The 15,518-nt window shown below is 41.1% G+C and carries 13 protein-coding genes; 8 read left to right on the top strand and 5 right to left on the bottom strand.

Annotation, left to right across the window (positions count from 1 at the left end):
* The first annotated feature begins 25 nt into the window (after positions 1-25).
* The 8 genes from D3P12_RS12535 to porN all read left to right on the top strand — a co-directional run bounded on the left by D3P12_RS12535 (position 26) and on the right by porN (position 8,522).
* The gene (locus tag D3P12_RS12535; RefSeq protein WP_118195999.1) at positions 26-1,636 is read left to right on the top strand and encodes a sulfatase family protein; all 1,611 of its coding nucleotides are present in this window, start codon (positions 26-28) and stop codon (positions 1,634-1,636) included.
* Positions 1,637-1,763: 127 nt separating this feature from the next.
* Positions 1,764-2,204 (top strand): VOC family protein, encoded by a 441-nt coding sequence (locus D3P12_RS12530; protein ID WP_205941104.1) that lies wholly within the window; start codon positions 1,764-1,766, stop codon positions 2,202-2,204.
* 70 nt (positions 2,205-2,274) lie between these two features.
* The gene (locus D3P12_RS12525) at positions 2,275-3,018 is read left to right on the top strand and encodes an MBL fold metallo-hydrolase (RefSeq protein WP_118195995.1); all 744 of its coding nucleotides are present in this window, start codon (positions 2,275-2,277) and stop codon (positions 3,016-3,018) included.
* Between the two features lie 37 nt (positions 3,019-3,055).
* Positions 3,056-4,798: an ABC transporter ATP-binding protein gene (locus tag D3P12_RS12520; RefSeq protein WP_118195993.1), complete on the top strand. Its 1,743-nt coding sequence runs from the start codon at positions 3,056-3,058 to the stop codon at positions 4,796-4,798.
* A 93-nt stretch (positions 4,799-4,891) separates the two neighbouring features.
* The gene (locus D3P12_RS12515; RefSeq protein WP_118195991.1) at positions 4,892-5,359 is read left to right on the top strand and encodes a 3-oxoacyl-ACP synthase; all 468 of its coding nucleotides are present in this window, start codon (positions 4,892-4,894) and stop codon (positions 5,357-5,359) included.
* Between the two features lie 39 nt (positions 5,360-5,398).
* Positions 5,399-6,088, top strand: a complete 690-nt coding sequence (locus D3P12_RS12510; RefSeq protein WP_118195989.1) for a hypothetical protein — start codon at positions 5,399-5,401, stop codon at positions 6,086-6,088.
* Positions 6,089-6,114: 26 nt separating this feature from the next.
* Entirely contained in the window at positions 6,115-7,413 is a 1,299-nt protein-coding gene (gene porK, locus D3P12_RS12505; RefSeq protein ID WP_118195987.1) for a T9SS ring complex lipoprotein PorK/GldK, read from the top strand.
* A gap of 23 nt (positions 7,414-7,436) precedes the next feature.
* A complete protein-coding gene (gene porN / locus D3P12_RS12500) occupies positions 7,437-8,522 on the top strand; it encodes a type IX secretion system ring subunit PorN/GldN (protein ID WP_118195985.1) in 1,086 nt (361 codons plus the stop codon).
* Between the two features lie 31 nt (positions 8,523-8,553).
* On the opposite strand, the gene porM is transcribed toward porN, so the two are convergent.
* From porM to D3P12_RS12475, 5 genes are all read right to left on the bottom strand, one after another.
* Complete coding sequence (porM, locus tag D3P12_RS12495) at positions 8,554-10,086, bottom strand: type IX secretion system motor protein PorM/GldM (RefSeq protein ID WP_118195983.1); 1,533 nt, start codon at positions 10,084-10,086, stop codon at positions 8,554-8,556.
* A 32-nt stretch (positions 10,087-10,118) separates the two neighbouring features.
* Positions 10,119-10,934, bottom strand: a complete 816-nt coding sequence (gene porL / locus D3P12_RS12490; protein ID WP_118195981.1) for a type IX secretion system motor protein PorL/GldL — start codon at positions 10,932-10,934, stop codon at positions 10,119-10,121.
* A 157-nt stretch (positions 10,935-11,091) separates the two neighbouring features.
* Complete coding sequence (gene glpT / locus D3P12_RS12485) at positions 11,092-12,423, bottom strand: glycerol-3-phosphate transporter (RefSeq protein ID WP_118195979.1); 1,332 nt, start codon at positions 12,421-12,423, stop codon at positions 11,092-11,094.
* Between the two features lie 89 nt (positions 12,424-12,512).
* Positions 12,513-14,063: a glycerol-3-phosphate dehydrogenase/oxidase gene (locus tag D3P12_RS12480; protein ID WP_118195977.1), complete on the bottom strand. Its 1,551-nt coding sequence runs from the start codon at positions 14,061-14,063 to the stop codon at positions 12,513-12,515.
* A gap of 165 nt (positions 14,064-14,228) precedes the next feature.
* Positions 14,229-15,467, bottom strand: a complete 1,239-nt coding sequence (locus D3P12_RS12475; protein WP_118195974.1) for a DEAD/DEAH box helicase — start codon at positions 15,465-15,467, stop codon at positions 14,229-14,231.
* Positions 15,468-15,518 lie beyond the last annotated feature (51 nt).

Genomic DNA, 15,518 nt, shown 5'->3' with positions numbered 1-15,518 from the left:
TATAAGAACTATAAACCGCTTTATTATGAGAAACGTTTTTTACCTCCGTTCTGTTTTTATAGGTTGTTTTATTCTCGTGTTTTTCGTGACATTGAAGGCACAGGAATCACAACCTAATATTATTTATATCATGAGCGACGACCACGCCTATCAGGCAGTAAGCGCTTATGGTTATGATTTGAATAAAACACCTAATATTGATCGTCTGGCAGAAGAAGGTGCCCTATTTACACGTGCAAGTGTGACGAATTCTTTGTGTGCCCCGAGTCGCGCAGTTCTGTTAACCGGAAAACATAGTTTTGTGAATGGGAAAGTCGATAATATGCAACCGTTCGACTGGGATCAGGATAATTTCGTAAAACTACTTCAGAGGGCTGGTTATCAGACTGCAATGGTAGGTAAAATACATATGGACGGACTGCCACAAGGTTTTGATTATTCCGCTGTCTTGCCGGGTCAAGGGCATTATTATAATCCGGACTTCATTATCGACGGTAAAAAAAAGCGCATACCAGGCTATGTTACAGATATAACGACTGAACTAGCCCTAAACTGGCTTGATAAAAGAGATCCTAACAAACCATTTGTTTTACTCTATCACCAGAAAGCCCCACATCGAGAATGGCTCCCCGCATTAAGACATCTAAAAGAATATACAAGCATGACTTTTAGAGAGCCAAGAACACTTTTTGATGATTTTGAAGGGCGTGGACGGGCTGCAAGATCTGCAGAAATGAATCTATTAGATCATATGAACTGGGCCGGCGATTCCAAGATACGACCAGAGCTTATGGATGAATTAGGAATCGAGGAGTATATGGAATGGGATAAAGGTGCTTATAATAACAACTTAGGTAGGATGACCAAAGACCAACGTGCAGCTTGGGATGCCGTTTATGACCCGATTAATGAGGATTTTAAAAAGCGCTATGCGAATATGTCGAGAGAGGACTTGATGCATTGGCGCTATCAGCGATACATGCAAGATTATATGGGGAGCATCGCATCAGTCGATGAGGGTGTGGGGGAGTTATTGGACTATTTAGAAAAAAATGGATTGGCAGAGAATACCATTGTTGTTTATACTTCGGATCAAGGTTTCTATTTGGGAGAACATGGTTGGTTTGACAAACGCTTCATGTATGAAGAGTCATTGCGAACGCCGCTTTTGATTCGCTATCCGAAAGAAATTGAAGCGGGGACCACGATCGATGCATTGGTGCAGAATCTGGATTTTGCACCGACATTCTTGGAATATGCAGGTGTCGATATTCCATCGGATATGCAGGGCGAATCGTTCAAAGATCTGGTTTCGGGAGAGACATCGGAATGGCGAGATGCAATTTATTATACCTACTACGAATACCCGTCTATCCATATGGTGAAGCGGCATTATGGGATACGGACGGATCGTTATAAACTGATTCATTTTTATTATGATATAGACGAATGGGAGCTATATGATCTTGAAAAAGACCCCCAAGAATTACGAAATGTGTATGACGATCCAAAATATGCTGAAGTAAGGCGAGAAATGCATGAAAAACTTGAACAGACCCGCACTAAATACGGCGACTCTGATGAAAATAACGAACGCTTTTTGAACCTGTATCTGGAAGCCACAAAGAAGAGGTAATAACCCATTAAGCGAGTGGTGTAGTAAGAATGTTTGTCGCTATCACCTCTTTTAATGACGTTTTCTGCCACCTGGAATATTTAAAATGTGTCCTACTTTTATCATATAAATAGAAAACATTAAAATTATGAAAATACATCCTTATTTGAATTTCGACGGCAAGGCTGAAGAAGCATTCAATTTTTACAAATCTGTTTTCGGTGGTGAGTTTGTTGGTGGTATGTCTAAGATGGGTGACGCGCCGGGTACTGAAGATTTATCTGACGAGGAAAAAAACCGTGTTATGCATGTCTCTCTACGTATATCTGACGATCTATTTTTAATGGCCTCGGATATTGTTCCTTCTATGGGGCATACCTTAGTTGAAGGAAATAATAATTATATTTCTTTGCATCCGACCAGCAAAGAAGAGGCTGATCGTTTATTTAATGGTTTATCCGCAGGAGGCACCATTGAGATGCCTCTGGAAGATACCTTTTGGGGTGCTTATTACGGTAGCTTCAAAGATCAATTTGGGGTTCACTGGATGATCAACTTTGATTACAATAACCCTTGTGTGGATGAATAGTTATGCTGTCTGCTAATGTGTTCAAACAAGAAAGGGTTTTAATCGTTCTTTTAGGAAAACCCTTAGAAATTTGAGAACTGAAGATATTAGCTTGACAGTTATTGGAAGTGGAGATGCTTTTAATAGTGGTGGCAGAAGACAAACTTGTTTTCACGTAACCACTAAATCATTAAACTTTCTGATTGACTGTGGTGTAAACACATTACAGGGATTGAAAAGCAATAAACTTTCGGTCAATGATATTGACCTTATTTTTATATCTCATTTGCACGGAGACCATTTCGGTGGTCTCCCTTTTTTACTTCTGGAGGCCGCCGTTTACCAGAGGACGACGCCTATCTCTATTATCGCACCTGAAGGCTGTAAGAAAAAGCTTGAAAAGCTAGCCAAGCTCTTATACCCTGGTACTGAATTTCTTTCAAAACTAGATTTACAATTCCATGTATATTCTGATGATGCACCCTTTATGGTAAAGGGTCTAGAGGTTACCGCAATGCGAGTCGTCCACAAAGCCGAATCGCTTCCTCATGGGTTACGGATCGCTCTGGGAGATAGGGTAATTGCTTATTCAGGTGATACGGAGTGGACTCCAACGTTGATATCGTTGGCGAAAGATACAAATCTGTTTATCTGCGAATGTAATTTTTACGAGAAGAAGATTCCGGGACATATGAGCTACCAGGTTCTATTGGAGCATGTTAGTGAATTGTCTTGTAAGCGAATGTTATTGACTCATTTTGATAACGAGATGCTGGAAAGACTCGATTTGCTAGCTATCGAATATGCATACGATGGACTTCAGGTTGTGGTCTGATTCTAGTTTTATGCCGTTTATTTTTGTTTAATAGCCTATGCGTATCCTTTGGAAATATTTTAAAGTGCAAAGATGGTGGATTCTTCTCGCTTTGTTGCTGGCAGGTGTTGCACAGCTACTAACGCTTATTGACCCTATTATCTTTGGGAAGATTGTTGATGAATATGCTAATAATATAAATAACCTTTCTGAACAAGAGCGTATCGACGGGGTGCTTTACTGGCTAGGTATAGCCGTTGCCTTTGCTTTGGCAGCCAGGTTAGCAAAGGCTTTTCAGGAATATTTTACCCGGCTAGCGGTACAGCGCTTCGGGATGCAGATATTTAACGATGGGCTCAAACAAACTCTTCGATTATCATTTCAGGAATACGAAGAACAGCGAAGCGGGGAAACTCTTTCGGTGTTACAAAAAGTAAAGGTGGATACGGAACGCTTCTTAAACTCTTTCATCAATATACTGTTTTCTTCTATCGTCGGTTTAGGTTTTCTTGTTTGGTACTCGGTAAGTAAAAATTGGCTACTGGTACCTGTCTTTGTTATTGGGATACTATTGCTCGGATCATTAACAGGTATGCTTAGTAAGAAGATTAAGACGGTGCAGCGAACAATTAACCGAGAAACCAATAAAATGGCTGGAGTGATTACTGAATCACTTAGAAACATCGAATTGGTGAAAAGTTTAGGCTTGACATTTCCTGAAATAAGAAAGTTAAACGCACAAACGAGAAGTATTTACGAGTTGGAAATGTTAAAAACCAAAAGAGTGAGAACTCTTTCTTTTTTGCAGGGAACAACACTAAATATTTTGCGTCAGTCTATCTTGTTTATACTCTTATGGCTAATCTTTCGTGATATTTTAACCACAGGGGAATTAATAACCATGCAATTTATTTCGACTTCGATTTTTGTTCCATTGCAGGATTTGGGAAATATTATTCTTAGTTACCGCGAAGTCGAAGCTTCGGTCAACAATTTTGACGAATTGATGCAAAAGCCGATTGAACGAAGGCCCGAAAACCCAAAAGAGCTGGGTGCGCTAACTCGTATTTCTTTTAACGATGTTGTGTTCAGGCATCGAAGTTCCGCAGTAAATGCAATTGACGGTATTTCTTTTCACGTGGATTTAGGTCAGACTGTTGCCTTTGTGGGGCCTTCTGGTTCTGGAAAGTCTACACTTGTCAAATTGTTGGTAGGCTTATACCGGCCAGTACAAGGGAATATTTTGTTTAACGAATATTTATCATCGGAAATACGCTATAATGTTTTACGCCGGCAAATTGGCTTTGTTACGCAAGACACCCAGCTTTTCGCTGGTACGATTAAAGAGAACCTGCTTTTTGTTAAAGGAGATGCTACTGACGACGAGATTTTAGATGCGCTTCACAAAGCTTCATGTGATCATTTATTAGCACGATCCGAAGATGGGATTAATACGGTTCTTGGAGAAAGCGGATTAAAGCTGTCCGGGGGCGAAAAGCAGCGTATTTCTATTGCCCGTGCTTTATTACGACAGCCGCGTTTACTTATTTTTGATGAAGCGACTTCTGCATTGGATTCATTGACGGAAGATGAAATTACACAGACTATTCGTGAACTTTCTTTGAGCAAAGAGCGGATTACGATATTGATTGCCCATCGATTATCAACGATCATGCATGCTGATCTGATTTATGTGCTTGAGCGGGGAAAAGTGTCTGAGGTAGGCTCTCATGTGGAATTGTTAGAACAGAAAGGACTTTATTATGCAATGTGGCGCCAACAGGTAGGCGAACGGAAGTAAAGTCGAGGGGTGAATTAAGGCAGGGTAATTGCTTGTTGTTTTAAGTTTTTCTGGATAATCTATGGAGCGGGATTTAAATGGAGCAAATAAATAATGAATTCACAAATAAATGATGAACTCAAAAAGCTGGTTTTCCAATCTTGTCATCAGCAAATTAGGGAAAGGGTAGCAAACATCGAGGTAGCCATCGAACAAGCAGAGCATGCTGGTGCCGAGGATACCAAAAGCAGTGCCGGTGATAAGTATGAGACAACACGAGAAATGATGCAACAAGAAATTGAACGAAATCAATCTCAGTTATTGGAAGCAAAGAAAGCACTTTTTCAACTGGAGCAGCTTGAGGATATAAACTCCAATGATCAGGTTGTCCTTGGTTCACTGATCGATACGAACCGAGGGTTGTTTTATTTATCGATCAGTCTGGGGCAGCTGCTCGTTGATGGCCACAAAGTTATGGTATTATCGCCTGCGTCGCCTCTTGGACAAATTTTCAATGGGAAAAATAAAAACAGTTCCTTTTCGTTTAATGGTATAAGTTATACCATTAATAATACTCTATAAATGATTTAGGGATAACGGTTTTAAATAGAAAAATAACATATGAAAAAAAGTGTATTTTTAGTTTTTGGGATAGTTTCCCTTTTCTTCGTAAATACTGCCTTTGCACAATTCTCGCGTCCCGTAAGCGTGGGTGTCGGAGCAGGCGGTACATTAAGTTTGGCTGATTTAGGTAACAGTGACATCCGTTTCGCTGGGCATGTCGATGTAGACGGATTAATTACACCATTCATTTCCGTTGGTATACATGGTGAAAAAGGTATTCTAAGTGCCTATGGATGGAATAGTGACTTTGAAAATCGCTACTACACACTTAGCGGGAACGTTAAAGTGCGTCTGGGTCAATTTCTTTCTCTCCCTGATAATTACAGTAATTATACACTTCGTGCCAGCATCTTAAATCAGATTTTAGCAAATATCTACTTGGGTGGAGGTGTTGGTTTTATTAAAAATTCGATAGAAAATAGCATCGACCCTAATTACGTCGAATCCATCAGCAATATGGGCGGCGAAATTACCGATGACCTGAATTCTGAGAACTTGGTGATTCCTTTGAATATTGGTTTGGATATTCCGTTAGGACGTTCACTTTATGGCCCAAAATGGGCTATTAATTTAAATTATCAACATTCTTTGCTACCGAAGGATAATTTGGATGGTGTTATCAACAAAAAAAATGATCAGTACTCCTATTTGTCTTTAGGCGTTAAAATGGCATTATTTAATCGATAATATATAAAGCACATAAACTATAACATATGGATAAGAAAAATCTGAAACATAGGTTCAAGTCTCATTTGTATATTGCTGGCTTTTTGGCCTTTATTACCTTTGTTGCGGCTTGTAAATCAAATAACTTTTATAAAGCACCAAAGGTTTCAGCTTTTAGGGGCGGCGAACTTCCCGCGCCTCCGGGAATGGTGTATGTTCCCTCTGGGACGATCTTGTATAAAAGCTCATTGGACAGTGGGAACGTTGGTAAGAATATAAGTTTGAGCGCTTTCTTTATCGATGAAACTGAAGTTACTAACAAGCAATACAGAGCCTTTGTAAATTGGGTTGCAGACTCGATTGCGGTGACTGATTATTTAAACGATGACCAATATTTTCTGGACGTTACAGGTGAGGAGATTGGCGAAAGGCAGATTAATTGGGAACGTGTCAGGAAAGTTTCCCCTCTATGGAGAAGCAACGACCCCTCCATTCAGGAGCGTTTAGCTCCGATGATCGTTATGAAAGGATCAAGAAGAGCCTTGAATGAAGATGTTGTTAAATATCGTTTTTCCTATTTAAAATCTCAAGGTAATCTGGAGAAGGAATACGTTACGGATACTGTTTCCGTGATGCCGGTTGAAGATATTTGGTCTAAAGACTTTCCGAACTCTCAGCTGGTCTCAATGGATGCCAACTACTTTACACACGAATCCTTTGATTATTATCCGGTTGTTGGCGTTACCTGGAGACAAGCCCGGGCGTACACAGACTGGCGGGGTAAAGAACTGATGGCAACCCTGATGAAAAATTCCTATTTAAGTGGATATCAACTTACATTCAGTCTCCCCACAGAAGCACAATGGCAGTACGCTGCAGAAGGTAAATTAGACCCTCGGGATACGGCGTCTGGAACGCGCATGACGATTGAGGGAGAGGGGGGTAAGAAAAAATTAGCAGTGAACTATAAACAAGGTGAAGGTACTTATTCTCGAGATGGAGCAACATTTACCGTTCCGGTAAAATCTTATACACCCAATGCTTTTGGAATATATAACATGGCAGGAAATGTTGCCGAATGGACACTGGATGCTTATAGCCCGTCTGCCGTTGCTTTCGTAAATGATTTAAATCCCGTGCTTCTTTACGATGCAGATCAAGAAGATAGTGATGCTCTGAAAAGGAAAGTTGTACGCGGTGGTTCCTGGAAAGATAATGGCGAACAGCTGAATAGTGAAACCCGTAATTATGTGGTTGATTACGAACCTCATTCATATATAGGTTTCCGTTGTGTGATGTCTGCATTTGAGATGCCGACAAGCCAAAGCAAGACAAGAAGATATTAAGTGTAGAATTAAAATACCAACAGATGAAAATATTAGTAGCAACTGCTTTATTATTTGGGTTTAGTCAGGCAATGGCTCAACAGGAAGTTGATGTTCCGCCCCAACAACCAGTTTCAGAGCAAGATACCATGACAACAACAGAACCTGTTTTTGAAGAAGGTGGAGTTGTCATGCAGAGAACGCCGACAGACACGGCTGCTGGCGATCTTCTTATCGACACAATTCCGGTTACAGATGGCTTCTACCAGGCTAACAACTTGGAAGATGCTGTGCCTTTTGCGTACCCGGCGATAAACATGAAAAATATTCGTTTTTATAAGCGCGTATGGAGAGATATTGATTTATCGAATGAAGAGAACTATATTTTTGCAACGCCTGGCTCTTCCTTAATTGAGGCAATTATGAAAGGGATTAATGAAGGGAAATTAACGCCCTATAGTCCCGAAGATGATTCTTTTCAAACCAAAATGACTGCGAAAGAAGGGGTTGCCCGCTTTGCAGACAGTGTGTTAGTGCCTATTTTTGATGATGAAGGAAATCAGATTGACGCACAGATGGCATTAAATGAGTTTAACCCAGAACGTGTAACCAAGTTCAGGATTAAAGAGGATATTTTCTTTGATAAGCAAAGAGGTCGTCTGGAAACGCGTATTATCGGCGTCGCTCCGTTAATGGATATAAATTCGTCAGCAGAGTTAGCTCAGTCAGTCGGTGCCACACCTGCCTTTTGGCTCTATTTCCCACAACTTCGCTATACTTTAGTGAAAGTTGACGTGTCGGATCCCGATCGTGGGCTCTATGACATGAGTATGGACGATCTATTTGTACAGCGTAAGTTTGCCAGTACGATTATTCGTGAATCATCTCCTGGTATGCAACAGAACTTTCAATATGCTGAAACAGCCGAACAACAAGTTCAAGATGCACGTGAAATCGAAGATAAGTTGGAAGCTTACAAAGAACGACTTTGGTCAGCTCCTAAAGGTATTAACCCCGAAGAGTTAGAAGGGTATGAGGCTGAGCAGGCAGCTCCAAATAGTGAAGCCGTAGAACAACCTGTAATAGAAGAGTCGGCCCCCGTTTCTGAAGAGCCGACCCCAATCCAGTAAGTTTTATAATAAAATATTAAATGCTGTGGTACTAATTAGCAGTTAGTGCTACAGCATTTAATTGTCTGGGTGAACCGTCAGGTCCCACCGCAATGATGTTGTCAAATATTACTCTGGTTCCCGGAACTATGCCATTCAGTGCAGATTTCATACTTCCACTCAGGTTATTTCCATTCGTCGATAGTACAATTGCATCTGCCCTAGGTTTCGCAATGATCATGCTGAATTTGGTAATATTGAATTTTGCATCAAAATCGAAGTTCTCTAACGACGCAAAGACCGCATTTTGTGCTTTCAGTGCAACGGTTGCCATCGTTCCACCTGTCTTTCCAGCAAATTTAGCAATTGGGTCAGGTATCCTTTTTACACGGAACTCAGTTGTACTCAGTGTCTGAGTCTTTCCGGGAGCTACCTCTGCGGATACCGATATGCGCGCCGTTCCCGGTGAAGTTACCCGGACATTGTATTTTCCTCCTGATCCAGAGATACTACCGCCACTCATACTGACGTTGATTTTATCCGTCGGTGTTCCTGGTGCAGATACGGATACCGGATTATTTACGCCGATATAAAGAACATTCATCTTATCTGGTGATACGACCGCCGATGGTCGCGCTACCTGGAACGTTTGTTCGGGCGTACGATATTCTTTAACTGTACCATCCGTTTGTTTTACTTGAATCGTTCCAGTCCACGTAAATATACCTTCCTGATTGGTTGGTACAGTGTAAACTCCTTTACCGTCTACAATCGGTAGTTCTGTCCCGTTGACTGTAATAGAAGGTTCCGATTTGGAGTCGGAAGCCGTTAGAAATACTTCTGCCGTATAGGGTTGCCCCTGAACCAGGTAGGAGGTAGGCGCCACTGCTACTGCAGCAAATTTATCAAGGTTCACGACGGCCTGATCCATCTTTCCAAGAATCAATTTTACGACGTCCGATTCCGCGTTGGTTGCATCAGTTTGGATTTTGGTAAGAATAGTCATCGCCGCGGTAAGGGGCGTTCCGCTACCAAAATTAATTTCTTCCCATTTTCTCTTCCCATTTACTGCTTTGCTTGCGTCACTCGCTTCCAACGAAAATGACACCGCACCTTGGTCTTCTGGCCCCAAGAGAGCCAATAATTTCTCTCTCGTCTGATTTATCTTTTCCTTTAATTCAGCACCTTTCTTTTTGTTAATCATTAAGTTAGGTGCGATGTCTGGATTCTCACGTCTTAGTAAATCGCCCGTATCTTCATTATATCCACCACCTTGTGCCTCCAATTCCTTTTTCAAGGAAACGATCATCTCATCCAATTCACCTACAACCGCTCTTGCTTGTTTTGCTTTATCGTAGATGGGTTTAGCTCTTTCGGGTTCTTCTTTTAATTTGGTTGCTTCAAACGCAGCAAATAGTTGGTCGACTGAGTTATCTACATTCGATTTAGAAGTTTCCAGGCTGTTATTTATATTCCTGAAAGCGTCCAATATAGAGTTCGGTACGTTTAACGCGAGTAAGGCTAGTAATACCAAGTACAATATATTGATCATCCGCTGTCTGGGAGTCTCTCTTCCTATAGCCATAGTCTATGTTTGTTATAAAATGAAAGGATTGATTAACCGCGCGGTTGGTTCATTGCACTTAACATATTGCCGTAGATCGAATTTAAAGCAGTTAAGTTTTTCGCGAGTTTGTTGACTTCTTCTTTGAATACTTTAGAATCGTCTAAAGATTCGTTGAAGTTTTTCATTGTATAACTCAGGTTTTCATAGAAATGGTTCATGGACTGTAAATGGGAAGCTGAATCCCTTAGCTCACGTTCATACATGTTGTTCAATGAGCGCAGATTGCTGGTAAGTTGTTGAACTTGCTCATGATAATTAGTGGTATCGGTATTGGTATTAGACATCGCAACCAAATTTGCGGATGCTTTTTCGAATGCAACACTAAGATTATCAAACTTAGAAGAAGCATTCCGTAATTTCTCAGTAAACTCATTCGCAGCGAAAGACACATCAGATATTTGATTGATTGCCGAAACCTTATCCCCAAAATCACGTAGTCCTCTTCCAAGGCTTTCGATCGTAGCGGGCTCAATATTTGCGTCTGCGAACATCTTGTCTAAGGCAGCAGTGGTGGGAGGGTTAGCCGGTACATTGCTTGCACGAAATGAACTTGTTGGCAACTCACCCTGATAGTTATCATCCAGTTCAGGGTAAACCCTTGCCCACTCAGGCTCTTTTGGCGGAGGGTTGAAACCCATCAAAAAGAAGAGGATCGCTTCAACACCTAACCCGATGCCGATCATATAGTTGGCTAAGGATCCACCGATATAGAGGATCTTGAATAAAACCCCAATAATCACAATACTAGCCCCCCAAGAAATGGCAACATGTAGCCAATTTGAATTGTCTTTTTTCTTTACGTTCATATTTTGTCAAATTTTAATAGCAGAGTGAGTTTTAGATAAAACCTTGAAATAATTTAATAGTATTAACGTTAAACGACGATAATTGGTATTTTATATGGTATGAATATTGAAAATCATGATATAAAAACCTTTCCAGCGTCGAAATGTTTGCGTCAGACTATAAATTCAAGTGTTGTTTCTCTCTCTTCCAGGTTAGTGCAGTAAAGAAAATAGACAAAATACAGCTCAATATCAAGATAGCGAAACCACCGTCCCAACTCCAATGATCCACAACAAACCCCATTGCAATATTAGCAAATAGCGCTCCGCCCATGTAACCAAAAAGACCAGTAAGTCCTGCCGCAGTTCCTGCCGCTTTTTTAGGCGCTAAATCTAGCGCCTGCACGCCTATCAACATGACGGGGCCATAAATCAAAAAGCCGATTGCTATTAACGCGACATTGTCAACCCAGATATTGCCTGCGGGGTTTTTCCAATAGATTACCACCGCCACTAATACCAGCAGCATATAGATAATGGTTGCAGGCGCCCGTCGGCCCTTAAACACCCGGTCGCTGATCCAACCGCAGAGAAGCGTACCCGGAATTCCAGCGTACTCATAAGCGAAATAAGCCCAGCCCGACTGTTTAACAGAAAACCCTTTTGCTTCCTCAAGAAAGGTGGGAGCCCAGTCGAGGATGCCATATCGAACTAAATAGACAAATGCATTTGCAAAGGCAATATACCATAACAAGCGGTTATTAAGAACGTAATTAAAAAAAATCTGCTTAGCTGTCAGTTCTTTTTCTTTCTCTTCCGAATAATCGGAAGGGTAATCGTTTTTGTATTTTTCGATTGGCGGCAACCCGCATGATTGGGGAGTATCCCGAATTAATAGATAGCCTATGAGAGCGATAAAGAGGGCCACAAAGCCTGGGAAATAGAGCTTGCTTTGCCAGTCACCAAAAATAGCTACAGCCATGATTGCAAGCGGACCAACTAAGCCACCACCAACGTTATGTGCTACATTCCAGACCGACATTTTGGTGCCTCTTTCTTTTGTAGAAAACCAATGTACCATTACGCGTCCAGACGCAGGCCAACCCATTCCCTGAAACCAACCATTGATAAATAGTAACACAAACATAATGGTTAATGAGCCTGTTGCGAAAGGGAATAGCCCCATCAGAATCATCGTCACGGCAGACAAAGCCAAGCCGGCAGGTAAAAACACCCTGGCATTACTTCTGTCGGAAACGTTTCCCATCAAGAATTTACTTAAGCCGTATGCGATCGATACGCCGGAAAGAGCAAGACCCAGATCTCCTTTGCTGAAGCCTTGGTCAATCAGGTCCGGCATGGCAAGAGAAAAGTTCTTCCTAACCAAATAGTAGCCTGCATAACCGATAAAAATTCCAAGGAATACTTGAAGTCTAAGCTTTTTATATTCAGGGTCGATGCGGTCAAGAGATTTTGCATCAATATGAGGAGCTGGTTTAAATAAATTCATTGTTTCTAGCTTTTATTCGAAAAACAAATTAAGGTACCCTTTCATAAAAACTGAATTATGTTAATTGGATATTGTTATGACGCATATTCTTACTCAAAGGCATTAAAATGTTCAATTAGGTAAGGCTCTGCAATTGATTTGAAATCAGCAACTTGTTTGCTGATCCATACTGCATCCCTACCGAGCTCTTCCGCCATAACTTTTGCTACCTGTGGCGCTAGTTGCAGCGCAACGTGAGCATCGAGAAAGAGAATTCGAAATCGTCTGGCCAGTACATCTTCTACTGTTCTTGCCATTTCATTTCTGACAGCATCAATAATAGCCGACTCGCTGATCGGGTAGTTCGCATGCAGAGCTTGATCGGATGTTTTATTGGTCTGATTACCCGAAGTTGCATTCGTGTTTTCGCCAATCTTCAGATCGTAGGTTCTGCACATACGTTTATCTAGTCCACCTATCTTGATTGCTTTATTAACGGTATCTTCAGCCATTTTTCGATAGGTTGTCCATTTGCCACCCGTGATTGTAATCAGATCGGAAGGCTCAACATAGATTTTATGACTTCTGGAAATCTCTTTGGTGCTGTTCACATCTTTATCTGGAGCTGCTAAAGGTCGCAGTCCCGCGAAAACAGAAAGTACATCCTCTCGCTCGGGTTTCTTGCTTAAATACTGCCGAGCGGTTTTCAATATAAATTTTATCTCGCTTTCTAAAGCGATCGGTTCTATGCTATGCTCATCTAGTGGAGTATCTGTGGTGCCTAATAATAAATGCTTGTGCCAAGGCACTGCAAAAAGAACACGACCGTCAGATGTTTTTGGTATCATCAATGCTTTATCGCTATCCCAAAACGACCGGTCAAGCACCAGATGGATTCCCTGACTAGGTCTTGTCATTGGTTTTTTTTCTGGATGATCCATTCGTAATATATCGTCCACAAAAACCCCAGTAGCATTAATGATAACTTTACCTCTAATCGTATAATCATTCTCTCCCTCAATATCATGCGCTATTACCCCGTCAACTTTTCCGGCGCTGTTCTTTAGAAAGCCTTTTACTTTCATATAGTTGATTAACACGCCATCATATAACGCGGCTGTTTTTGCAAGATCGATGGCTAGTCGTGAATCATCAAATTGTCCGTCGTAATATTCTACCCCACCTTTCAAATCAGTCGAATTGACATCAGGTATTGCCGCTTTCACTTCCTCTTTTGACATGGAAGTTGATTTTCCAAAACTGTATTTTCCCGATAGCCAATCATATAAGGTTAAGCCGATTAAGTACTTCATCTTAGAGAACCATGAGAAACAAGGGATGATAAATGCTTGCTTCTTAACCAGATGAGGGGCATTGTTTAGTAAAAGTCCACGTTCTTTCAATGCCTCTCGCACCAGCGCAATATCCCCTTGGGCAAGGTAACGAACCCCTCCATGGACAAGCTTAGTGCTCCGGCTCGATGTCCCTTTCGCAAAATCAGATTGTTCCAGAAGTAGGGTTTTATAACCGCGAGAAGCAGCATCAAGAGCGACACCCAAACCAGTAGCCCCTCCGCCAATGATTATAAAATCCCAAAGAGGTTCCTGCTGCAGTTTTTCGATAGATAAATTGCGATTGAATTGAGAAGATTGAGTCTTCATATTTGCCGGTCGAAATATATTGAAATGTATAAATGTGGTTTCTTGTTAAGAAGAAACTAAAAGCAATATTATAAAATAATACAAACAAAGGCAAATATAAAACGAAATAATACGAAAGTATCTAGTTGGCTGCAATGAAAGGAAGGTTCAGTGTTTATTCCTCGCTTATACGTGTCTTTTTTTCTCTTTATATTGTGGTTTTCTCGACTTACGAAAGTTTTGTTTTCGATTTTTATTATTTGACTTTTGTTGTGTTTTACTGGTAGCCAGAGTGGGCGTAAAGACTAATGCATATGGATGGTCCTCAACGATACGAATATTCTGTCCGGTCAGTTTATTAATATCATCCAGGTATGGTTTTTCTTCCTGGTCACAAAATGACCAGGCCGTACCGCTTAAACCCGCGCGACCTGTACGCCCAATCCGGTGCACGTAGGTTTCTGGCTGATTGGGTAAATCGTAGTTCAGCACGTAATTCAGTTGGTCGATATCGATACCTCTCGCAGCGATATCTGTCGCGACCAGTACTCGGATTTTTCCCGTTTTAAATGAACTAAGGGCTTTCTGTCTTGCATTCTGAGATTTGTTTCCGTGTATGGCTGCTGCCTGGATCGAAACACGTCCCAAGATTTTCACGATTTTATCCGCGCCATATTTTGTCCGACTGAACACCAGTACACTCTTAATCTGTGGGTCTTTTAATAAATGTATTAATAGAGATGCTTTATCTTTTTTAGCGACAGGGTAAATAGCCTGCGTTACTTTTTCGGCCGTTGTAGAGACAGGTGTAACCTCCACTTTTAAAGGATTTGTCAATATCCCATTCGCTAACCCCGTTATTTCCTGAGGCATGGTCGCTGAAAAGAACAATGTCTGTCTTTTTTCTGGAATTTTTGTTATTATCTTTTTTACATCATTGATGAACCCCATATCAAGCATGCGGTCAGCTTCATCCAGTACAAATATTTCAATCTGAGACAGTGAAACTGCTTTTTGATTCACCAAATCAAGCAATCGGCCCGGTGTTGCAATTAAAATATCGACACCTTTTTTTAATGCGCTAATTTGGTTGCCTATTGGCACACCGCCAAATACAACTGCCTGCTTAAGTGAAGAATACTTTCCATAAGCAACGAAGCTTTCACTGATTTGGATAGCCAACTCACGAGTGGGACTAACAATAAGAGCCTTGATTCCTTTTCGATTGTTATTTTCCAAAAGTTGCAAAATAGGCAAGGCGAAAGCAGCGGTTTTACCTGTACCTGTTTGTGCTATCGCTAGTAAATCTCTCTTGTTTAATGCTATTGGGATAGATTGTTCTTGGATTGGGGTGGGTTGTGTGTACCCTTCGGTCTCGATTGCCCTTAATAAAGACCTGCTGAGATTAAGATTTTCAAATGACAAATTGATATATATTATTTTCGCAAAGGTAGATAATATACCTTGGAAAGTATC

The organism is Pedobacter indicus (assembly GCF_003449035.1).
Classification (GTDB): Bacteria; Bacteroidota; Bacteroidia; order Sphingobacteriales; family Sphingobacteriaceae; genus Albibacterium; species Albibacterium indicum.
Note: the sequence above shows the minus strand (reverse complement) of the source record. Positions and strands in the feature narration are given on the sequence as shown.